General features: G+C 57.2%; 18 protein-coding genes and 1 pseudogene. 12 read left to right on the top strand and 7 right to left on the bottom strand.

The genetic code is table 11. The annotated features are described in order from the left end of the window. Positions 1-73: 73 nt before the first annotated feature. Positions 74-811, top strand: a complete 738-nt coding sequence (locus tag PSV43_RS08945) for an endonuclease/exonuclease/phosphatase family protein (RefSeq protein WP_300195849.1) — start codon at positions 74-76, stop codon at positions 809-811. 1 nt (position 812) lies between these two features. Here PSV43_RS08945 and PSV43_RS08940 read toward each other — a convergent pair whose 3' ends face one another. Together PSV43_RS08940 and PSV43_RS08935 are read right to left on the bottom strand one after the other, a co-directional pair. Then, positions 813-1,928 (bottom strand): phospholipase D-like domain-containing protein, encoded by a 1,116-nt coding sequence (locus tag PSV43_RS08940; protein ID WP_300195847.1) that lies wholly within the window; start codon positions 1,926-1,928, stop codon positions 813-815. Positions 1,929-2,639: 711 nt separating this feature from the next. Next, a complete protein-coding gene (locus PSV43_RS08935; protein WP_300195845.1) occupies positions 2,640-3,170 on the bottom strand; it encodes a DUF5666 domain-containing protein in 531 nt (176 codons plus the stop codon). Between the two features lie 439 nt (positions 3,171-3,609). Here PSV43_RS08935 and PSV43_RS08930 point away from each other — a divergent pair, with 439 nt between their 5' ends. Further along, positions 3,610-5,202 (top strand): hypothetical protein, encoded by a 1,593-nt coding sequence (locus tag PSV43_RS08930; protein ID WP_300195844.1) that lies wholly within the window; start codon positions 3,610-3,612, stop codon positions 5,200-5,202. A 570-nt stretch (positions 5,203-5,772) separates the two neighbouring features. Here PSV43_RS08930 and PSV43_RS08925 read toward each other — a convergent pair. Continuing rightward, a complete protein-coding gene (locus tag PSV43_RS08925; protein WP_300195835.1) occupies positions 5,773-7,431 on the bottom strand; it encodes an AarF/UbiB family protein in 1,659 nt (552 codons plus the stop codon). A 195-nt stretch (positions 7,432-7,626) separates the two neighbouring features. On the opposite strand from PSV43_RS08925, the gene PSV43_RS08920 reads away from it, so the two are divergent. The 7 genes from PSV43_RS08920 to PSV43_RS08890 all read left to right on the top strand — a co-directional run bounded on the left by PSV43_RS08920 (position 7,627) and on the right by PSV43_RS08890 (position 14,749). Further along, positions 7,627-8,244, top strand: a complete 618-nt coding sequence (locus PSV43_RS08920; RefSeq protein WP_300195832.1) for a DUF892 family protein — start codon at positions 7,627-7,629, stop codon at positions 8,242-8,244. A gap of 57 nt (positions 8,245-8,301) precedes the next feature. Continuing rightward, the gene (locus PSV43_RS08915) at positions 8,302-8,637 is read left to right on the top strand and encodes a hypothetical protein (RefSeq protein WP_300195829.1); all 336 of its coding nucleotides are present in this window, start codon (positions 8,302-8,304) and stop codon (positions 8,635-8,637) included. Between the two features lie 378 nt (positions 8,638-9,015). Continuing rightward, the gene (gene kaiC / locus PSV43_RS08910; protein WP_300195826.1) at positions 9,016-10,758 is read left to right on the top strand and encodes a circadian clock protein KaiC; all 1,743 of its coding nucleotides are present in this window, start codon (positions 9,016-9,018) and stop codon (positions 10,756-10,758) included. After that, positions 10,755-11,069 (top strand): circadian clock KaiB family protein, encoded by a 315-nt coding sequence (locus PSV43_RS08905; protein WP_300195823.1) that lies wholly within the window; start codon positions 10,755-10,757, stop codon positions 11,067-11,069. The genes kaiC and PSV43_RS08905 overlap by 4 nt, the downstream gene beginning before the upstream one ends. 13 nt (positions 11,070-11,082) lie before the next feature. Then, positions 11,083-11,448 carry a circadian clock KaiB family protein gene (locus PSV43_RS08900; RefSeq protein WP_300195820.1) on the top strand — a complete coding sequence of 122 codons (366 nt, stop codon included), beginning with the start codon at positions 11,083-11,085 and terminating at the stop codon, positions 11,446-11,448. Beyond that, a complete protein-coding gene (locus PSV43_RS08895; protein ID WP_300195817.1) occupies positions 11,445-13,913 on the top strand; it encodes a PAS domain S-box protein in 2,469 nt (822 codons plus the stop codon). Before PSV43_RS08900 ends, PSV43_RS08895 begins: the two co-directional genes overlap by 4 nt. A gap of 191 nt (positions 13,914-14,104) precedes the next feature. Next, positions 14,105-14,749, top strand: a complete 645-nt coding sequence (locus PSV43_RS08890) for a sigma-70 family RNA polymerase sigma factor (RefSeq protein WP_300195815.1) — start codon at positions 14,105-14,107, stop codon at positions 14,747-14,749. On the opposite strand, the gene PSV43_RS08885 is transcribed toward PSV43_RS08890, so the two are convergent. From PSV43_RS08885 to PSV43_RS08870, 4 genes are all read right to left on the bottom strand, one after another. Continuing rightward, a complete protein-coding gene (locus tag PSV43_RS08885) occupies positions 14,746-15,381 on the bottom strand; it encodes a DUF892 family protein (RefSeq protein ID WP_300195812.1) in 636 nt (211 codons plus the stop codon). The two genes, PSV43_RS08890 and PSV43_RS08885, sit on opposite strands and share 4 nt — an antisense overlap. A gap of 190 nt (positions 15,382-15,571) precedes the next feature. Continuing rightward, complete coding sequence (locus PSV43_RS08880; RefSeq protein ID WP_300195809.1) at positions 15,572-16,264, bottom strand: response regulator transcription factor; 693 nt, start codon at positions 16,262-16,264, stop codon at positions 15,572-15,574. Between the two features lie 152 nt (positions 16,265-16,416). Next, positions 16,417-17,775, bottom strand: coding sequence for a hypothetical protein (locus PSV43_RS08875; protein ID WP_300195806.1), 1,359 nt, complete (start codon positions 17,773-17,775; stop codon positions 16,417-16,419). Positions 17,776-17,987: 212 nt separating this feature from the next. Continuing rightward, positions 17,988-19,565, bottom strand: coding sequence for a hybrid sensor histidine kinase/response regulator (locus PSV43_RS08870; protein WP_300195803.1), 1,578 nt, complete (start codon positions 19,563-19,565; stop codon positions 17,988-17,990). A gap of 272 nt (positions 19,566-19,837) precedes the next feature. Here PSV43_RS08870 and PSV43_RS08865 point away from each other — a divergent pair, with 272 nt between their 5' ends. From PSV43_RS08865 to PSV43_RS08855, 3 genes and pseudogenes are all read left to right on the top strand, one after another. Next, positions 19,838-20,494 carry a hypothetical protein gene (locus PSV43_RS08865; protein ID WP_300195801.1) on the top strand — a complete coding sequence of 219 codons (657 nt, stop codon included), beginning with the start codon at positions 19,838-19,840 and terminating at the stop codon, positions 20,492-20,494. Positions 20,495-20,833: 339 nt separating this feature from the next. After that, a complete protein-coding gene (locus tag PSV43_RS08860) occupies positions 20,834-21,118 on the top strand; it encodes a DUF2934 domain-containing protein (RefSeq protein ID WP_300195798.1) in 285 nt (94 codons plus the stop codon). Between the two features lie 356 nt (positions 21,119-21,474). Further along, positions 21,475-21,915 (top strand): annotated as a pseudogene (locus PSV43_RS08855) (hypothetical protein); the annotation flags it as partial.

Raw genomic sequence — 21,915 nt, 5'->3', positions numbered from 1 at the left:
AAAGACTGCACGCCCTTTTTTTAGCATATCGCTTCACTGCATCCGATCGATGTCCTTGCGGCGATGTTCTAGCATGACCCACCGGCTGCGAATCATGACCTACAATGCGCATAGCTGCGTCGGCACTGATGGCAAACTAAGCCAAGCGCGCATCGCGGAAGTGATCGCGGTGTATGACCCGGACATTGTTGCCATTCAGGAGCTTGATATGTCACGCGTGCGTAGTGCCAGCCTGGATCAAGCCGCTCTCATTGCAGAGCAGTTGAAAATGAGGTTTCACTTTCATCCCGCTCTGCGGGTGAAGGATGAAATGTACGGTGACGCCATACTGAGCAAGTTGCCCCTTCAGCTGCGTCATGCGGGAGAACTTCCCACCGTGAAAGCGCGCCTAGCCTTTGAGCCCCGTGGTGCACTGTGGGTCACGGCGAAATGTGGAGATCAGGAGGTTCAGATCATCAATACGCATTTGGGACTGAGCAGCCGGGAGCGTGCCGTGCAGATGGAGGCGCTCCTAGGGCATGACTGGCTCGGGCACCCGGAGTGTCGGACTCCGGTGATTTTTTGCGGAGATTTAAACACGCCGTCTTGGTCATCCGTTCATCGCCGCTGCTCTGCTGTGCTGCGCGATGCAGCGCTGCATCTCAAAACCAAGCGCCGCGCCACCTTTCCATCACGTTTTCCATTTCTCCGTCTCGACTACCTCTTCGTCAGCGCAGACATTCGCGTGCTTGGAGTGCGCGTTCCTCGCACACCGCTGACCCGGTTGGCTTCAGATCATCTGCCAGTGATTGCCGACCTGGAGTTGGGGTGAATTACATCTGAGTGCGCAAGACTGAGCCGATAAGTCCCAGAGCCTTTTCACGCATGGGACGACGCTTCCAAGCCTCAAGGGTGATCTCTTTCGAAACCACCCGGTCCTTCGCAAAAAGTTCCTCGTGATAGGTTGCGAATCTGGTGTCATGCACATTTAAGTTTGCCTCCGCATTGAGGCGCAGCGATCGGTTGTCCAGATTGGTAGAACCCACGGAGGTCCAGCAGCTGTCCACCACCATGTATTTGCAGTGGTAGAGCGCAGGGCCGTATTCATAGATGCGTGCGCCTGCTTTTAGCAGCGGCCCCCAGAGCGCCCGGCCAACGAGACGGGCCAATGGCTCGTCTATCAACGGGCCCGGTACAGTGATTTCAACCGTCACTCCGCGTTGGCAGGCCTCCACCAGTGTTTGAATGGTGAGGTGGTCTGGAATGAAATACGCATTGCCAATGCGGATTGTTTTACGGGCGGAGGCGATCGACATGAGAACCATCAGGCGGGAATTCTCCCCGCCATCGCTGGACGAACTCTTGAAGACCTGACAGGTGGTGTCACCCACCGAAGACAAATGAGGGAAATAGTCGTCACCATGCAGCACCACTGCGCGGGTCTCCAACCAGTTGTCCATGAAGGCCTGCTGAAGTTGTGAGACGGTCGGACCCTCCAGCCGATAGTGAGTGTCCCGCCAGCGACACGGCAGATCTGCGTCTCCGTCCCAGTCATCAGAAATGCCCACGCCGCCGATGAAGCCGACGCGACCGTCAATCACTAAAATCTTCCGGTGCGTGCGCTGGTTGAAGCGGGTGAATTTCAGGTAGCGGAAGATTTCCACTTCGACTCCTACGCGTTTCAGCAAATCCATCTCAGCGCCATCCAGGCAGTCGCAGCCCATGGCGTCCTGCAAGAAGTGCACCTTGACGCCTGCCTGTGCGCGCTCTGCCAGTGCGTGGGCGAACTCATGCCATACATACCCCTCTGTAAGGACAAAGTTTTCGAAAGTGATCGAGCGCTGTGCACTGGCAATGGCGGCCAGCATGGCCGGGAAAATCTGCCGCCCATTCTCCAAGGTTTCCACCGTGTTTCCTTCGAGGAGAGGCGGTCCAAGAAGGTGGCTCATGGTGCGGCAGAAGGGTGGATCACCGGCGGCATAATGGGTGTGAATTGAATGCTGGATTTTTTTGTCAGTTTCAAAAAAATTCCGCGCAATCAAGATTCCGACCACACCACTCGCGAGAGCAGTTCCAGCGAGCAGCAGTCCGATATGTGGTTTTTCCTCAGCATCGGTTTCCTTTTTTTGTCTTAGCGGGGAGCGGATGTTCATAGAGAGGTGCAGGGTGGCAACATTCGGGATAGGTGCTTACTCATGATGATCGCCTGAGGTGGAGACGCTGGCCGTTAGGAATGAGAAAATGGAGCTGATGTGATTTCATACCATCAGCCTCTGCTGCCTCCGCCCTTCACCATATGAGAGAAAAATGCCGCCAATTCACCCGCACGTAGCGCACCTAAAAAGCAAGATGAGGCTCGCTGCCGGTGAGTGTGCGAAATGCGACGTTGTAGTAGTTTCAGCTCAATGTGGATGGTGAGGTTATCGACGCAAGGCATCAGGCGCACCGCTTGGTCGGAAACTTCCTCCAGGCCTTTCACACATGGAGCTGCTCAAATCCGCGCCAATTTGGACAAGCATTCAAGGGTCGGACGCACATCGTAGAAGGTGCGGCTGCGAAGTGGAGCTGTGGGTTTAATCCGCAGCCCCAAGTTCGCGAAAAGGCCGTTCATGGCGGCGCTCATCATGCTGCGGACTGTCAGGCAAGCTTGTGCTGCGCACTTAGCGCATTTCGACTTGGCTGGCCACCAGCGTATCACCCGTCTTGCTGTAAAAGACCCGCACCTGAGCTCCCAACTTCACCTCTTGCGGCTTTACTGAGGCACCCTTGTGATTCACAAACTTCAGCTCTTTATTGCTGACGAAATGCACAGGAGTGGCCGGGGCTCCGGATAACTGAATGACCACCACGCCCGGGCTGACTTCGATGAGGGTGCCTTCCGTGTTGAGGGTTGTGTTAACGACGACCTTGGTGGCAAGCAGCGTGTTCCCCGTTTGAGTATAATGGACTTTCACAGAAATCTGCTGGGCGATGAGGTCAGGGGAGACAAAGCGGTCATGGGTGTCCACGAATGACGTGTTCGCATTCGTGAGGTAAACCGTCATGCTACCGGTTATCGGCTCCAGCACGGTCAGCCCTTTGGCGTCATACGCACTGACGGTGCCTGAAGCGTGAAGATTCTGTGGCCGTGCTACTGCTACCGGGGGTGGAGTGACGCTCTGCGCCGTGCAAAGCAGGGGCAGCGCCGACATGGAGGCGGCAATGATAAAAAGCTTAGCGGGGTGTGAAGAGTGTTTCATAAATATAGCAGCCAGGGTTTGGATGGCCCTGTTGATTCGCAGCTAGGGGAGCGACTGGCTTCATGAATCGCGGGATTCCGAACACGGCTGCCTGTGGCCGCCCCCGCCCATGCGACTTGCTGATAAAATAATTGTGCTGTTCAATAGAAGAGGAACCGGAGCCCAAGTCCATAAGGTTGATGAACATGTTTTTTTGCTGGTACCGTATGAGTGCAGAGCTGGTGCTGTATACCTGCCAGGGTTGAACGTCTGTACTGCTGCTTTGCCCCATTTTGAGTTAAGGAAGAAAAAAGCTTGGCTGCCACGGCGCTCGGGAATCGACCTCCCTGATCAGTTGAGCAGTGAAGTTCCCGAAGGCGGGGGCGAGTAGCAGGCGCGAATCCCTGTTACCATGAATAAACTATCTCGCTCAATCACCGCATTTTCTCTGCTGGCGCTTTCGGTGCCGGCTTCCGCTCAGAGTCCCAGCCCTCCAGGAACACCGCCCGCTGCGTCCGCACAAATCCCCACCGCAGGCCCTGGGGATGGTATTGTAGTGGACCGTGGGCAGGTCTTTCTCATGCGCAATGGGCGCGCTGCGCTGATCAACAAGGAACTCGTGCCAGACGGTAACGTGCTTACTTGGGAAGGGCGGTTGGTGCCACTGCCTTCAGGCTTCAGCATTTATGACAATGTCACCACTCAGCCAGATGGTATCATGGTGTTCGGTGGTAAATCCTATGTGATGCGTGAGGGTAGGGCTGAACTGATCAATGCGACTGTCGTGCCTGAGGGGCAGGTGCTCACGGCCCAGGGACGGCTGACACCGCTCCCGGCAGATTTTAGCGGCTTCATGCGGGAAGGCTCAACAACAGGTGCTAGGGAACCACTGGGCGCTGCGTCGGGGCAGACGCTCTCAGGCCAGGCGGGAGTGCCACAAACACAGCAGGGTTCCAGCTTGCAGCCGAGCAACTCAACCAACGGGCAAAATGGAGCCACCACAAGTCCCGCCGGGGCGGGCAACGCTTCCAATGGCGGGGCCATGCCGAATACTCCTGTCACGAACGCCGATGGTACTGTGACCAATGTAGTCGCTCCCAACGGCCGTCCGAATACTGGACTTCCAAATGTGAACGATGGCATTGTCAACGGAGTGGCGGTGAACGCGGCTGGTGGTGCGCAAGGCGTGAACGGCAATCTTAATGGTGGCGTTCAGGGAACGAGTGGGAACATGAATGGAAGTGTCCAAGGGGCGAACGGCAACGTTAATGGCAGTGCTCAGGGACAAAACGCCAACGTTAATGGAGGCGTTCAGGGAACGAATGGAAATATCAGCGGCGGCGCTCAGGGGACGAACAGCCGAACCATTGGGGGCACTATGGGGACGACGGCTGGACGAACCAATGCCGTCGTCAATGGCACCGCGGGAACCAGTGTTGGAACGGCAGGCAGCGGCACAACCGCTGCCGGCATGAGCGGGACTGCTGGTACAAATGGAGGGGCGTCAGGGACAACAAATGGGGGGGGTACCACAGGCAACAACAGTGGGGCTGCCGGGACGACTGCCAGCACCATAGGCGCCCCTCCGGCTACCACGGCGGGAGGGGCGACAGCCAATACAGCAGGTGGCGCGGCGGCAACGACGGCGGGAGGAACGACGGCTACCACTGCAGGCGGTGTAACTGCAACGACGGCTGGTGGAGCCACGGCTAACACGGCAAATGGCGTGCAGGGAACGGCCGCAGCAGGAAACAATGCGGGCAGAACAGCACCAGCAGGTAATACGAATGGCGGCAGAACTGCGCCAACCGGCAGTACCAATGGTGGGAGAACCGCACCAGGCGGTGGCACAGACAGCGGCACAGGCGGTAGCACAGGCGGTGGCTCCGGCGGTGGCTCCGGCGGTGGCTCCGGCGGTGGCTCCGGCGGTGGCTCCGGCGGTAGTTCCGGTGGCGGCTCTGGTGGCGGCTCCGGCGGTGGTGGTGGTGGTGGTGGTGGAAACTAGGAGAGACAACGCCGCGATTTTTGTCAGACAACGTAACTGTGACCTAACAAGCATATATAGACTTGTTTGCCGGGGATTCCGGCAGCGTCTGAACTAGGCGCGGTCCGATGTGGGTGTGTATCCAGAACGGAGCGTCTTTTGGAGCGAGCCTGCATGAGTTGCCACCTTCAAGTAGTGGGTGAGTTGACCGGCCTATGAAGGCCGTAGCTGATATTTCCTTGTGCTAAAATGCTGCAAGGGGGAGGCGGTGACTCACTTCAAGGAATCGCAGTCGAAAGGGAATTGGGCATTGCGCGAAGCTTTTGGCCTCTGGCAGTGTGAGATCGCTACGCTGGTGCGAGACTGCTGTTCCTCGCTGCGCACCGCATTCAAGAGGGACTGGTATTCTCGGACCCATCCGTTTTGGCCAATAATCGTGAACTGGCGCCCCCTTCCGCAGTCATATTTCGACGAGGGGGGCGCTGTGCTGTCACCACTTCTGCGCATGGCACATCCACGGATTGCACTGCCGGGTGTCAAACCAGTGGCACGCACAAACAATGGTGAGTATTACGTGAGCTTACCCGCTGCTCATCGATCCGACTGATCACTGCGCACAATTTGCCAAGCCAGCGCCAGTCCGCCGCTGGCGGCCAGAAAGAAGCACAGCATGGCCACGCCTGGATACCCAAAGATGCGGAAAGGTGTATCTACCCGCATGAGAAGCGCCGCGCCAATGATCAATGAGGCAAGGATCAGGCCAAGAGTGATGCGATTGGCGATCTTCTGCAGGCTGGTGATGATGAGGTTTTCATTGAACGTGTCCACCTTAACCCGCAATTTGTTGGTGGAGACCAGATCCATAAATTGATTGAGACGTGAAGGCAGCTTTTCGAGAAACTCCTTCGCCTCCAGCATCAGCCCGAAAAGATTGCCGGAGGAGAAGCTCTTAAGCGCCTGCTCGTGCATGATTTTGGCTGAATTGCGGCGCACCGACTCATTGGGGTCAAAGGTCGGTGACAAGGTGCGGCCGACGAGGTCGAGGTTGAGCAGTGTCTTGCCCAACAGGGTAAACTCCGGCGGCACACGCAGATGGCAGTCGCCTGCGATTTTCTGCACCTCCAAAACCACCTTGCCGATTTGAAGATCGTTTAAATTCGCAGACCGTTGCTGACTGACGAGATCTGCAATGCGGCGCTTGAAGGTTAGCGCATCGTAGTCCTTGTCCGGCTCGCCCATTTTTTCTGCAACTGCCGCTGCCTGGTCTCCATTTCCTTCGCTGATACCGAGCAGCAGCTTGAGAAGAAGATCCTGCATGTTGTTACCGACTCGCCCGACCATGCCTAGATCGAGAAGGGCAATGCGGCGATCATCGGTTAAAAAAATGTTACCCGGATGCGGATCGGCATGGAAAACCCCGACCATCAAAATTTGGTGCAGGTATGCCTGAAACAATTCTTCGGCCAGTGCATCGCCATCAATCTCCACACGGATAAGCGGACTGAACTTGGTGATTTTTTGACCGGTGACGTGCTCCATCGTCAGCACACGGCCGGATGAATAGTCTTCCACGGGGGCCGGGACCAGGATGTGCTCATAGGCCCCCAGATGCTTGCGCATCAGCAGCAGGTTCATGGCCTCCAACCGGTAGTCGAGTTCACGGAGCAGTGATTTGCGCAGTTCCTCGACGATTTGAACCAGCCCATAACGACGCCCCAGATCTGTGTGCGCGTCCATAAAGGCTGCGAGTTCGGTCATGGCCTCGAGATCCTCAGACACATTCTGTCGTGCCTCCGGACGCTGTACCTTGACCACCACCTGCTGGCCGCCGCGTAGCACTGCCCGGTGCACCTGTCCTAGAGAAGCCGCCGCGATGGGGGTTGGATCAAACTCGATAAATGCTTTCGAAAGACGTGCGCCTATTTCCATGGAAACGATGGCCTGCACCTGCTCAAACGAAAATGGCTCCACATGATCCTGCAGTCGGGAAAGTGCATCCATGTAGCCCTGTGGTACAAAGTCCGAGCGTGTGGAAAGAAGCTGCGCGAGCTTGATGTACGTGGGGCCGAGTTTTTCAATATCGTCGGCTAGCGCGCGTGCTTCCAGTGGCATCGGCGGCGTCTGAGCATGGGGCAAAGGATCATCAATCACCGGCGCGTTTTTGACGAGATCGCCGTGGCCATATTTATAGAACAGCATCAGCAGATCGCGGTAACGTTTCAGATTGGCAGGTTTTAAGGAGAGGCTCATGGCAGTGTGGAGGATCAGGATGTGATCGCATCCTTCTATCGGGGATGGAGGGGCGATTAAGCGTAGAAATCGGAAGTTTAGAACAGATGACTTCCACTGCCGGTGCATGGCTGAATTTCGCTTGTAAGCAGGATCGATTCAACTCGCTCAAGCTCCATACATCCGGCCATTCCATATGTGTCGATAATACCGGGCATGAAATCCAATATTCTCAAAGATCTTTTACAGCAGGAACTGCGGAGCCTTTGCAGCACTGAAAAACAATTGATCAAAATTTTGACGAAAATGGCCCAGGCAGCCTGTCATCCGAAACTGCGAGACATGTTCAATACGCGTTTGGAAGAAAGCGGGGAGCAGGTCGGAAGGCTTGAGCGTATTGCTAAGTTGGTGGGAAAAGAACTGGATGGTCCGAGATGCGAAGGGTTGAAGCAACTGGTCGAAGGCGAAGCTCGTGAGAGCCTTCTCAATGCGCATGCCAGGAACGAGACCTATGACGTCTGCTTGATCTCCGCCGCCCGTCAGTTCATCTGCTATGAGGTGGAGAAGTCCGAACTCGCCACCATGCTTGCCTCCCGTCTTGGGCTTGAGGATGTGGAACTCCTGCTCAAGGAGAATCTGCGCAAACAAAAAGCACTTGATGCCAGTCTGACCAGGCTGGCGAAATCCGTAATGAAACGCCGCACGGTGGATGCGGCTATGTCAAAACGTGCCACATCTGCATTCCAAGGCCCATTCCTTGCCGCGATGCGCCTTATGGGCAGCAGCGAGTTCAGTCTGCCTGGGATTTCTCTTCAGCATGGAGACGTGATTTGAGAGGGCCGCGATGCCAATGAAAAACGATTTAACGGTGTAACATACACTCCACACATCATGAGAACTTCATTTTTTGCGCCCGAAAACCTCACTGCGGAAACTCTCAAGAAAGATGTCCGAATCCTCGCAGATGATACGATGAAAGTGGCCCGCCAGCAGGTGGTGGATCCCACGTTGGAAGTCGCACGCCGCGCCAGCGCTTATGCACGCGACGCCGTCCAGGAGACCCGTGAGCGTCTCTCCCAGCAGGTCTCGCAGGCGGAGCGCTACGCTTCTGCGCAATACGATCAAACCGCTCGCTGGGTTCTCGCTCATCCGTTGAAAGCCGTGGGTGTCGCCTTTGCCGTCGGCCTTGTGATCACCGGCTTGTTGGGGCAGGCCTCGAAACGGTAGCCGCTCAGCACATCACCGCATGTGGTCCTGACTCTGCGGGGCACTGGGAAGCAAGATGAAATGGGCTTGGCAAACGCAGGCACACCGTCCCCGCTTCTTCATGGGCTGATTCTGGTTCAACACTCAGGTCGCAAGCCTCAGGGATACCCTGATTGAAATTCGCCTGACATTGCAATCAGGATGTGGCCTGATACGATTTTAGTAACACCAAAATCAATCGTTCACTGCCATGGCAAAGACTAAAGCCATCACAAGATTCGGCCCCATCCATCACGTGCGCACTGCTGCGCCTTCGCCGCAGTTTAAACGATCCGGGCGGCCTCCGGCTAGGTCTCGTCGGACACCAGATTGAACCCTATAATATCGAGCACACTCACCATGAAGCGAAAAGCAAAGCCTGCAGCACCCGCCCAGACGTTGCCAAAAACCCTTACCGGCATCCAAGGACTGGATGAGATCACTCTGGGCGGCCTCCCGCAGGGACGCCCCACTCTCGTCTGCGGTGGTGCGGGCTGCGGCAAGACCATGCTGGCTCTGGAGTTTCTGATTCGCGGCGCCATGAAGTATGGCGAGCCCGGCGTGTGCATGATGTTTGAAGAGAGCGCCTCTGAGCTGGCGGCCAATGTCCGCTCGCTGGGCTTTGATCTCGATAAACTCGTGGCACAGAAAAAAATCGTGCTGGATCACGTGCACATTGAGCGCAGTGAATTCGAGGAGACCGGTGAGTACAATCTCGACGGGCTGTTCATCCGCCTCGGTCACGCCATCGACTCCATCGGGGCAAAGCGCGTGGTGCTGGACACCATCGAGGCTCTCTTCGCCGGACTGCCGAATCACTCCATCCTGCGCGCCGAACTACGCCGCCTGTTTCGCTGGCTGAAGGACCGTGGCGTGACCGCGGTCATCACCGGTGAGCGTGGCGATTCTTCCGTCACACGGTATGGCCTGGAGGAGTATGTGGCTGACTGTGTGATCATTCTCGACCACCGCGTCGAGGAGCAGATTTCCACGCGCCTCCTGCGGGTGCTGAAATATCGCGGCACGACGCATGGGATGAATGAATATCCCTTCCTGATCTCCGCGCATGGCATCTCAGTGCTGCCGATCACCTCGCTGCGGCTGGACCATGAGGCACCGACGCAGCGTCTCTCCACGGGCGTTGCCCGGCTGGATGAGATGCTAGGAGGCAAGGGCGTTTTCCGTGGCAGCAGCGTGCTGATTTCCGGTACTCCAGGCACCGGAAAAAGCAGCATTGCCGCCAAGTTTGTCGAGGCAGCCTGCCAGCGTGGCGAGCGCGCGCTGTTGTTTGCTTATGAAGAGTCCGCGGCTCAGATCGTGCGTAACATGCGCTCCATTGGCATTGACCTGGACAAGCATGTGCAGCGGGGGCTGCTCCAGATTCATTCCTCCCGCCCCACTCTTCAGGGGCTGGAGCAGCATCTGGTGATGATGCATGACGCAGTCTGTGAATTTCGGCCTTCAGTGGTTGCGGTGGACCCCATTAGCAATCTCAGTTTTGAAACCAACGAGAGTGCCGTGAAGCCGACGCTCATGCGGCTGATCGACTTTTTGAAACAGCGGCAGATCACCGCCTTTTTCACCAGTCTCACCACCGGAGGCGGACTGAGGTCTTCACCCGAAGATTCGCAGATAGGTGTCTCTTCGCTCATGGATGTCTGGCTGCTGCTGCGCAACAGCGAACTTAACGGAGAGCACAACCGTACTCTCTATGTCCTGAAAGCACGCGGCATGAGTCACTCCAACCAGGTGCGTGAATTCCTGCTGAGTGACGCGGGCATTGATCTGGTGGACGTCTATGTCGGAGCTGCCGGTGTGCTGACCGGCAGCACACGCGAGATGCAGGAGGCGCAGGAGCTCGCCGCCAGCACGCTGCGCGGCCAGAACCATGAACGCAAGCTGCGCCAGCTGGCCGGCAAGCGCAAAGCCATCGAAGCTCAGATTGCCATGCTCCAGGCCGAGAGTGATGCCGAGGGGGCGGAGGTGAATTTCGTCATCGCGCAGGAGCGACTGCAGGAAAAAGACGCGCTGCAAAACTCCAAGGAGCTGGCAGCCCTGCGCAGCGGCAAAGGCGGCAGCCGCCCAACCCGAAAGAACTCATGAAAACTCCCGCTACACCCAGCAAGCCGCCGGTGGCCGCTTTCGAGCTGCGGCTCTACGTGGCCGGTCATACCAGCAAATCTGTGGCCGCATTGACCAATTTGCGGCGTATCTGCGAAGTTCATCTGGCGGGACAGTATCGCATTGAGGTCATTGATCTGCTCAAGACTCCGCAGCTCGCCGCAGGAGATCAGATTCTCGCCGTGCCCACCCTCGTACGCCGCTTGCCGCACCCCATCAAAAAAATCATTGGCGATCTTTCCAACGAGGAGAGTGTACTCGTGGGGCTTGACGTGCAGCCAGTCCAACCTTGAAGCCTTCCGCCTGATGAGAAAGCAGCTACCCATTGCCGAGAGTGCCGAGGACTTTCTCAAGGAAGTCTCGGTACAAGATCAAAGCCGCTACATTCTGCGGCTCTACATCACCGGCCATACGCCGCTTTCCACCAAGGCCATCGTTCGCATCCGCAAGATCTGCGAGGACCATCTGGAAGGTCGCTATGACCTTGAGGTCGTGGACATCGCTCAGAATCCCACGCTCGCCGCCGGGGAGCAGATCATCGCCGCGCCGACCTTGATCAAGAAGCTGCCCTTGCCGCTGCGCCGCTTCATTGGCGACATGTCGCAGACGGAACGCATCCTGCTCGGACTTGATTTGCGCAAAGCAGGAGAAACACTGTCGCCGAAGTCATGAGCCAAAGTTCCAGTCAGGCACCCAATCCGCACACTGAGGTGGAAGAACTGCGGGCCGCGAATGCGGAGCTGCGTGCCCGGTTAGAAGAAGCGGAGGAGACTCTGCGCGCCATTCACAATGGCGAGGTGGACGCCCTCGTGGTGCAGGGGGAGTCAGGAACGCAGATTTTCACGTTGCAGGGCACCGAGACTGAAGCGAACCAGTTTCGCGGAGACATTCTCTCTCAAATCAGTGACTCCGTCGTCGCGCTGGATCAGGACCAGCACGTGACCTATCTCAACGCCGCTGCCGAAAAGCAGTACGGCATCACCGCATCCGCGGCCTTGGGTCGCAATCTGCATGATCTTTGGACCACGCAGTGGGCAAGCCCTGAGGTGGAGGCGGCAGCGGCCGCCGCCCTTCAAAACGAAGGGTGCTGGCGCGGTGAAAGCATCCACATCAAACGCAACGGTGAAAAAATCCATGTCGAGTCTGCGGTGATCCGCCTGAACGGTGCCGATGACCGCGTCATCGGCTCGCTGGCGACCATCCGTGATATCACCGAGCGCAGGCACACAGAAGACCGGCTGGCGGAGCAGTCGCGGCTGCTGGACCTCAGCGCTGATGCCATCTTCGTGTGCGATGCGAGCAACCGCATCACCTACTGGAGTCAGGGGGCTGAGGCTTCCTATGGCTTCACCCGTGAAGAAGCATTGGGGCGGCTCAAGCACGAACTGCTGCGCACGAAATTTCCCCAGCCTCTCGCACAGATCCTGGAGCAGTTGCAACAGGATGGCCGCTGGACCGGTGAGCTCAAGCACATGCGGAAAGACGGCTCCGTCATCATCGACAGCGCGCGCTGGGTGCTGGATCGCGATCCCCAGGGCCGCTCGGCATCCATCCTCGAAACCAACACGGATGTCACCGAGCGCCGTCGTGCCGAGGCCGCGCTGAGTGCGAGCGAAGAGAAATTCCGTAGTTTGATTCAGTCCCTGCCTGCAGCCGTTTACACCTGTGACTGTGAGGGACGCATCCAGCTCTACAATGCGGCGGCGGCTGAGCTCTGGGGACGCGAGCCGGAGATCGGCAAGGATTTGTGGTGCGGCTCATGGCGCATCTACAATGCGGACGGCTCCCCCATGGAACTCATCCACAGCCCCATGGCCCGTACCTTGCACAGTGGCAGGGCGGTGCAGGAGGACGAAATCGTCGTCGAGCGGCCGGATAAAACCCGCCGGCATGTGCTGCCTTGTCCAAATCCAATCTTCGATGCCGATGGCATCATGACCGGCGCAGTGAACATGCTGCTGGACATCACCGAACTGAAGCGAACTGAAAGCCTGCTGCGGGATGCCAAAGACGCCGCAGAACTCGCGAACCAGAGCAAGGACCGCTTTCTCGCGGTGCTAAGCCACGAACTGCGCACACCGCTCACTCCCGTGCTGCTCACGCTGGCCGCATTGGAGCAGGAGGCCACTCTGCTCCCCGAGGCACGCGACGACCTGCGGACGATGAAGCGCAACATTGAGCTGGAAATCCGCCTCATTGATGACCTGCTCGATCTCAGCCGCATCACCAGCGGCAAGCTCACCCTGGACATCGAAGCGGTGGATCTCAATGAGATCGTCCGTCAGGTATCCAGCATCTGCTCTCCGCAGTTAAGCGAGCAGCTTGTCTTTCTCGAGGTCGAGCTTGATGGCGAAGCGGGCATGGTCGCCGCCGATTCTGCGCGTCTGCAGCAGGTGCTGTGGAATGTGCTGAAAAATGCCATTAAATTCACCCCCGAAAGTGGCGTCATTCAGGTGAGCACTCTCCGGCGCAATGATGGCTTCTGCGAGGTGAGGGTGCAGGATCCTGGCATCGGCATTCCTGCGGAACGTCTGCCGCATGTGTTCAACGCCTTTGAGCAGGGCGGCACCAAAATCACCCGGCAGTTTGGCGGACTGGGGCTGGGGCTTGCCATCTGCAAGGCGTTGATGGAGCTGCATCACGGGTCCATCCGCGCTGAGAGCGCTGGCGTGGGTCAAGGGGCCACGTTCATTATTGAACTGCCATCCAAGACGATGACGACCACGGCAAAAATACGCCTGATGTCCCCCCAGCCAAGCATCACGCTGCCGCCTCTAAAGCTCCTGCTGGTGGAGGATCACGCGGACACTGCGCGCATCCTGAGCCGACAGTTGGTCAGAGCGGGAGTCACGGTCACGCAGGCCTCAGATGTAAGCAGCGCCATCAAATTGTTGGAGCAGGAGTCGTTTGATCTCCTCGTGAGCGATCTTGGTCTGCCGGACGGCAGCGGCTATGACATCATGCGTCGGGCCAGCGCCCTGCGTGGCATCCCCGGCATCGCCATGAGCGGCTACGGCATGGAGGAAGACATGCGTCGCAGCCGTGAAGCGGGCTTCTCCGAACATCTGGTGAAGCCCATCGACCTCCGCGAACTCATTACCGCCATCCGCAGCGTCAGCGAGGTGCACGCCAAATAGCATGCCCATGTGCCCGAGGAGCGGCGAAAGCACCTCAAGTCAAAGGACCGCGTGAAGTATGGGGCAGGGGGGCAGAATACCCGGTCAGAGCCGCTCTGAGCCTTCCCTTCATGCATCAGGCTTACCCTTAGCGCCTGAACAGGGCCGGCTCGGGTTGTGGGAAGTCGTGTGCTTTTGTATTTCTTCCCATCATGAAAAAACAGACCATCACCTCCTCTTCTTTCTCCGAGTCGCCTGCCCACATCGAGCTCGATGCAATGCTGCCATCCGATGAGTCCCTTATGGCCTCGATCCAGCAGCGCGATGCCACCGCCTTGGAAACCCTTATGCAGCGCTATCGCCGTCTGCTCAAGAGCGCCATCATGCGCACCGTCAATGACGATGCCGCCGCAGAAGACGTGCTGCAGGAGTGCTTCTTCGAACTGTGGCGCCAAGCCGATCATTACTCCCCGACCAAGGGCCGTCCGCTGGCCTGGATCATGACGCTGGGCAAACGCCGCGCCATCGACCACCTCCGTCGTTCCATGGCCTACTGCCGCGCCAAGGACCGCATGGAGGAATCCATCCACCAGGCAGACACCTTCACGCAGGACTCCGCCGCCGAGTGCGAGCAGGCAGACATGGGCCGTGTAATCAACGAGCATCTCTCGCTGTTGCCTGACGCCCAGAAAGAAGTGATCGAACTCGCCTTCCTCAAGGGCATGAGCCAGCGCGAAGTGGCGCAGGCCACCCACTGCCCCCTCGGCACCGTGAAGACCCGGATGGAGCTCGGCTTGAAGAAGCTTCGTCAGACCTTCCGCACCCGCAGCTCCATCCACAGCCTTCAGGCCGCCTAACGGCTGCACGAGTTCCGCATGCTGGCAAAGATAGATCGCGGCAGCGGCCCTCCAAACAATGAAGCATTCTGCGCCAGTTGGGCAAACTCCCAGTGCACAGTGTGATCTCTTTCGGTCGGACCGCATTCCTGCGGGCCGTCATCGGCCTCGTCGGGAGTGAGGTAAGTCGCAATGATCTCCGGCAGATTCACCTGCAACCATTTTGCCATCCGCTTTTCATCGTCGATGATTTGATCGCAGGTGCTCACCAAATCCAGCAGGCCCAGCCGCGCCGCCCCCTTGCGCAACACCGTATGACGGGCGATCTGGAGATGCTCGGTGACAAGTATGCTCAGAACATCCTTGATCCGTTCATCCCCTCCGAAAGTCATCCCCGTGCTTTTCATGAGATCTGCGTCCATCCTTCGGTCCGGCATGGTTTTCAGTACGGAAGGATCTGAGCCGAGCCGCTTCAGGCAGGTAACCACTGCCTCTGCCTGGCGTCGCGTTTCGGTGCCGTGGCGCGTCGCCTCCTCGCGCAGAGCTTGATGATTATGGGGATGCGAGGCTAGTTTTTGCAGCGCCACTTCTTTGGCTTTTTCGATGGCATGGACGTCGTGCAGCCAGTCGATAAGTTCGGCTTGGGTATTCATGAGATGGGTAAGTATGGCCGGGGATTGGGTTTGCCCCAGTGGCCGAAGTGCCATCTTAAACGTAGTCCACTGGCGGCTGGGCTTCAGGTTGGAGACTGGAAACCGCATCAGGCCACACGTTTCCGGGCATGAACCCGCCTGGTTTCAAAATTGACAGCAGAGCGGCGTAGTCGTGTGGCTTGTCCGCAGCTCAGCCTTCCTGCGTGGTCATCCACTCCAAGGCGAAATCCATAAGCTCATCCGCGTCTTTGAAACCAAGCTTTTCCTTGATGTGTGACCGGTGTGTTTCGATGGTCTTGGCACTGAGATTCAGCAGTTCGCTGATCTCGCGCGTGCTCTTGTTGCGCCCGAACAATTGCAGCACTTCGAGCTGACGATCCGAGAGCTTTTCCACCGGTGAGCCCAGCGCCCCCGTGCTACCGGCAATCGTCTTGAAAATCAATTTCTCACTGAACTGCGGACTGACATAAATGCCACCGCTGCTGACCTTTCTCAGCGCGTCCAGAATGTTTTCCATCGCCTGCTGCTTCATCACGTAGCCCTTGGCACCGGCCCTCAGCGCACGCAGCGCATAAAGCGCCTCATCATACATGGAAAGCATGAGAATGATGAGCGTCGGGCGCTCGGCGAGCATGTGTTTGATCAGTTCAATCCCATTCGTGCCTGGCAGAGCAACATCCATTAGCACCATATCAGGCTGATGATGTCGCATCGCTTCAAGGGCGTGCTGCGCATTGTCCGCCTCCGCGCAAACCGTGATGTCTGAGACCTGGCCAAGATACTGGCAAATGCCATGCCGAAAGACCGGGTGATCATCCACGACAAGTACGCGCTTGCCAGCTTCGGCCACCGTCGGGTCGCTGGATACAGCGGTTGCTTGCATATTCATTGGAAGTTAAAAATACTCCATCACCCAAAGGAGTGCTGCATCCGGTTGGAACACGTTCGCAGAGGTCAGGTCAGGGTTGGCTTCCTCAAATCGCGACTGCCACAGCATCTGGACGTTCTGATTTTGGAATCTATCTGCCGGCTTTGTTACAGTGTCCGAAGAAACGCCACTAGATCCAATTTCTCATCCTCCTTAAGATGAGTTTCCAGCACCAAGTTGAAGAACTCCACGGTGTCTTCCAGTGTCAGCAGGCGGTCATCATGCAGATACGGTGGCGAGTCCTTGATGCCTCGCAGTGGGAAGGTCTTGATAGGGCCGTCGGCGCTGGCCTTGCGGCCATTGATCATCTTCTCATTGAAAAAACGCTCCACCCGCAAGTTGTGCATGCTGTTGTCGGTGTAGTAGGGCGGTGTGTGGCATACCGCGCATTGGGCCTTTCCAAAAAAGAGCTCCTGCCCGCGCAGCTCTGCTTCGCTGGCCTTGGTGCGATTGAGTTTACCGAACACATCGAGCTTGGGCGCAGGCGGGAAATCCAGCAGTTCCTGGAACTCGGCCATGAAGTGAACCTGGCTGCCACGTTCGAGAACATTGATCCCTTTCCGCGCGGCGTCTGCAGGGATGCCGTCAAAGTAGGCCGCACGCTGTTCGAACTCGGTGAAGTCTTCCACCGTTTTAAGCGCACGCTGGGAGCCAAAGAGCCGCTGGATATTCATTCCTCGCAGCGTGGGCGTATCGATACGGCGCCGGTGCTCATTGGGACGGGCGTCGCCCACAGTGTGGGTGGCCGCATTGGTATGGCCGTTAGCATGGCAGTCAAAACAGCTCACTCCCAGGCTGGCCTTCAGGCTGCGACGATCTTCGGTGCCGTTGAACTGCTGCTGCGGAAAGGGGGTGACCAGCAGGCGTAGCCCCTCTAGCTGCTTGGGATTGAGGATGTCTTTGAACAGGGCGTAAAAATTCGACGACGTCACCAGTTTCCCCTGTGAGACATCTCCCAGATCGGTCCGGGTGGTGAGATAGATCGGCGCGGGAAATTCCGGCAGCAAATGCTGTGGCAGGTCAAAGTCGAGGTCGAATCGAGTCAGATCGCGCTCCGTCTGCTTTTTGAGCTCATCGATGAGAGGCTTTGGAAAGATCATTCCGCCTGCTTCATGGTGCGGATGCGGCAGGGGATAGAAACCCTCCGGCCAGAGGTTCTTGCTCTGGATGATTTCGGGAGACATCGCTGCGAGTTTTTCCCACGTCATATCCTCCGGCAGCTTCACGCGCACGCCTGTCTGCACCGGTTTGCCGCGCGCCATGGTCACGTCCTTGGATGGGCGGTCGGATAGATCATAGCGTTGGTTTAGCAGCTTCTGCTGGCGTTCTGCAAAGGCGGCCTTCTCCTGCTGAAGGCGTTGTATGACAGCCGGTAATTCCTCTTCAGCAGCTGCCAGTGTGCCGCCGGCAAGCAGTGCGGCAGAACAAGCCGTTAAGAAACGAAAATTGAGATGTTTGATGTTCATGGCGGTTGGATGTGAAGGGTGGTCGGCACGGTGTTTTTCATGAGGCAAATCGCATATGACCGACGCTCTGGTCGTCTATCATTCATACTCGGCATTTGTCGAAACAACGACGAGCAGAGGGAAGGTCGCATGCTTCAGGTAATCCGCCGGCACACGCCCCACTGGGATAACTTTAATACGGTCGTCGTTATTTTCAGAACCTTGGTTGAATGCTACAGCCTGGGTGCAATTTGAAGCGTGGCGGCGATCGTATTTTCCAGATTGGAAATGTTGATCGGTTTGGTCATGTGCTCAATGAAGCCGGCCTCACGGCTTTTTTTCACGTCATGCTCCATGCCATAGCCACTTACAGCGATGGCGCGCACCGGCCCTTGCTGGTGCAGCTTTTTCATCAGATCCCAGCCGGTGCCATCCGACAGGCCGATGTCACAAATGACAAGATCCGGAGCACTGATGTAAAACTGCTGGACCGCTGCCGCCACGCTGCCAGCAACCGTCACCTCATATCCTTTGCGCTGCAGCACACGGGACAGCGCTCGCCGTGTATCATCATGGTCTTCAACGACGAGGATGCTCCGGCCTCGCCTGGTTGCGTTGGCGGCAGGACCCTCGATCACCTCATCCGCTGTCGGCTCCGTCTGGGCTAGCGGCAGGCGGATGCGGAAGACCGCGCCTTGATCTTTGCCTTCGCTTTGCGCAGAAATTTCTCCTCCGTGTCCTTCCACAATGGCACGAGCAATTGCCAAACCCAAACCAATGCCTGTATCCGTCGGGCGCGGCTTGATCGGCTGAAAGGTGCCGAAGATCGAGGGCAGCTGCGAGGGCTCGATCCCCCGGCCGTCATCGCGAATCTCGACCACGCAGTTGTGGCTATCGTTGGCCGTGGTGAGGGTAACATGGCCGTGCGGACTGGTATATTTGATGGCGTTTTTGAGCAGGTTCCAAAACACCTGGTTGAGCCGGGAGAACTCACCCATCACGATAGGCTTCTCCGCTTCCAGCTCCTTATGAACAATGATGCGCTTCTCTGCGAATCCCTCGCGGCAGATGTCCAGCGCCGCCTCGATGCACTGGTTGATGTCCAACGGTGACTTGTCGATCTTCAGGCGGCCACTGGATATTTGTGTCAGGTCCAGCAGGTCGTCGATCAGCCGTGCCTCAAGCTCCACATTACGCTGAATGATTGAAAAGGTCTCACGCAGATCTGATGACAAGCTCTTGTCATTGACTGTCGCGGAGACCAGTGAGAGCACCGGTGTCAGCGGGGTGCGTAATTCATGGCTGAGCATCGCTAGGAAATCATCCTTCGACGCATTGGCCGCGCGCAGGGCGTCATTACTGACAGTGGTTTCATTATATAGCAGCTTTAATTCCTTCTGCTGCTCTTCGAACTTTCGTTCGCCAAGAAATTTATAAATCGCGTTGTTCACCGCCATGCGCACTGAGTCGGCGGCGGTGTTGGCTTTGACGAGGTAGTCCATCGCCCCGGCTTTCATCATGGCGACAGCGGATTCTTGATCACCTGCACTGGCAAGAATAATGACCGGAAAGGGGAGATGTCCTTGCAAATCACTCACAGACAGAAGGAACTCGTGGCCGCTGGCATCCGGCAGCTTTTGATCGATAACCACGCAGTCAGGCCGGATCTTCGCGACTGCCGCCAACGCCTCCGCGACTGTTCCGGCTTCAGTCACTTGATAACTGAAATTTAAATCACAACGCATCTGGCTGATGGTGTTTCCACGATCTTTAGCATTTTCATCGACGACCAATAAAGTTCTTTGCTCCATGGGAGTGTGGGGGTTGTGGGGAAGATTAAAAGCACTCTTCGCCTCTCAGAGAATCGCCCGCCGAGTTACCTCCGGCTTTATGTGACAGGCGATTTCAGCTTGTGAGCGATTGGCTTATGTCTGGACCGGGGGGGGGGCTGAAGGCACCAACCTTGGCCTTTCCTCTCTTTGACCACCAGTGGCGTTAGATGACACACAGTGAGTGTGGGAAATAATGGCTCTCACTGTCATTTCGTGAGCGCCTGCATTTCATTTGTGACGTAGTGTCCTGCATGGATGAAACCGTCATACCTTGGTCACGAGTTACCGCATTTATGCGCCGGCACACGCATGATGTGCGCAATGGACTGAATAGCCTCGATCTGGAGACAGAGCTCTTGCTCGAACTTGCACCCGAGGGGGAGGCAGCGGACAGTGCAGGGCGTATTCGCAAGCAGTTGCGTGGTCTCGCGCAGCACTTGCGTGGTCTCGCCGCGCTGTTTCAGGATCCATTGCCGACCGTTGTCAAAACCCCCGCCCGAGTACTGCTCAAGATCTGGCGTGAAAAGCACGCAGCGCTGACTCCCGCCCCGGAAGTACAATGGGTGGATGAACTCCAAGAGGAAGAAGTGAACGCGGATGTCGAGATGATGGCCACGGTGTTTCGCGAGCTGTTGACCAATGCAGCGGTCTATTCACCCGGCGTTCCCTTGACGATTATCGCCCGAGCGCAAAGCGGAGAGGTGACCTTTGAATTGCGCGAACCGAAGCCCACGGTGATCGACGTCAGCACCTGGGGCCAACCTTTTTCCACCACACGCCGCGATCACTATGGCCTCGGTCTCTGGACGGCGCGGCGGTTGATGGCTGCCTCTGGCGTGTCTTTCGTGCAGTCTTATTGCACTGCAGACAATTGTTTGCTGTCACGGCTTGTTCTTGCAGTGGTGTGAATAAGCTCTCGCATTAGCGGCAGTCACTTGCGGGGAGACCCTTCCATCTTGCGACATATCGCAGGGGAAGCTGTCGGGCCTGATATGGGCCTCAGGAAGGACCCTGAATGGGAATAAGTGGGGAGTAACTCGCCTGCAGCTAGAGGCTGCGATCATGGCCAGGTGCCGAAAATGGGTGTCGGTAGTCTGAAGTGTATCGAATATTTCAAGCGTGACCTGCTGCCAAGAGAACAGGGCCGTTCGCGCCGAATGGGGTAGGGGTTTGCCTGATCGTACAAACAGGCAGCGGCCTGATTGTGGCGAGTGAAAAACTCATTCATCATCTTGCCATTCCCAACCATGAAAACACAAACCACACCGAAGACGGTCCCTCTCAAAAAGTCCAACAGTCTGAGCAAGAAATCCCCAGCTCAAGAATCCCTTGTGAAAACCACTGCTGCTGCCTCCACTGCTGCAGAAAAGTCCGTCACAAACTCGCGTCCCCAAGCGGAAGAAATTGCCGCCCAGGCTTACAAAATTTGGCAGCAGCAAGGATGCCCGGAGGGTCGTGAGGACCAGCATTGGTGTCAGGCTGAGAAGGAGATCTGCCGGGATGGTTCTTTAGCTTCCTCACCCTTGAGTTAAAACCAGTCTGCCATCTTGCCGCCATGTCAACCACCCACTCACTCCAACCCTGCTCTTGGTCATGCCCTTGGAAGGGCACCCAGATGTGCGCCCAATGCCTGTTAAATTCCCAGTCATTGGCCGATAGGCGTGTGAGCATGGGGGTCTTGTATGGGATGAAATCTCTCTATCAAGCGCATGACCTGCCGCCGTGCATCATCGGCAACAGGATTGACTGGTCCGGCCAGCGTGAGTTGGCGATCGCCTGAACCAAGCACACACGTGGGCAGCATTCAGTTGGCCGGAGTTATCTGTTCGGCTTCCTGTGCCGGATAGCTTAAACAACGAAGCTTTCTGCTCTTTCTGCAACGTATCCTATGAAGCCCTCACAGCAGGCCCAGGACGTTCCCGCTCCGCAACGGCAGACCGCTGCGCGGAAGAGGACGTCTGTACGTAAAAAATCGGAGCCTACATCAAACGATGCTCCTGGTTTCAGCGCGCCGCGCCGCCGTGCCGCCACGCAGCTCCAGGTGAATTCTCAGAAGCCCTCGCTGGCGGAGGCCCAGCACCTGCTGGAAGTGCAGAATGAATACCTGGGTGCGGCAAAAAGGGAGGTCGAAGAAATCCAGCTACGGTATGACAACCTCCTTGTCGAACTTAAGCAGGTGCACGCAGATCTGGCAGCAGTGAATGCGGGGGTGGAACAGCGCGTCATCGAGCGCACCGCTCGACTGGCTTCTGCCAACAAGGAACTGCGCCACGAGTTCAAAGTCAGTCAACGTCACGCACATGATCTCTCTGAACGCGAGCGGAGCAAC

Source organism: Prosthecobacter sp. (assembly GCF_029946185.1).
Taxonomy (GTDB): Bacteria; Verrucomicrobiota; Verrucomicrobiia; order Verrucomicrobiales; family Verrucomicrobiaceae; genus Prosthecobacter.
This window is presented reverse-complemented; position numbering and strand designations above follow the sequence as displayed.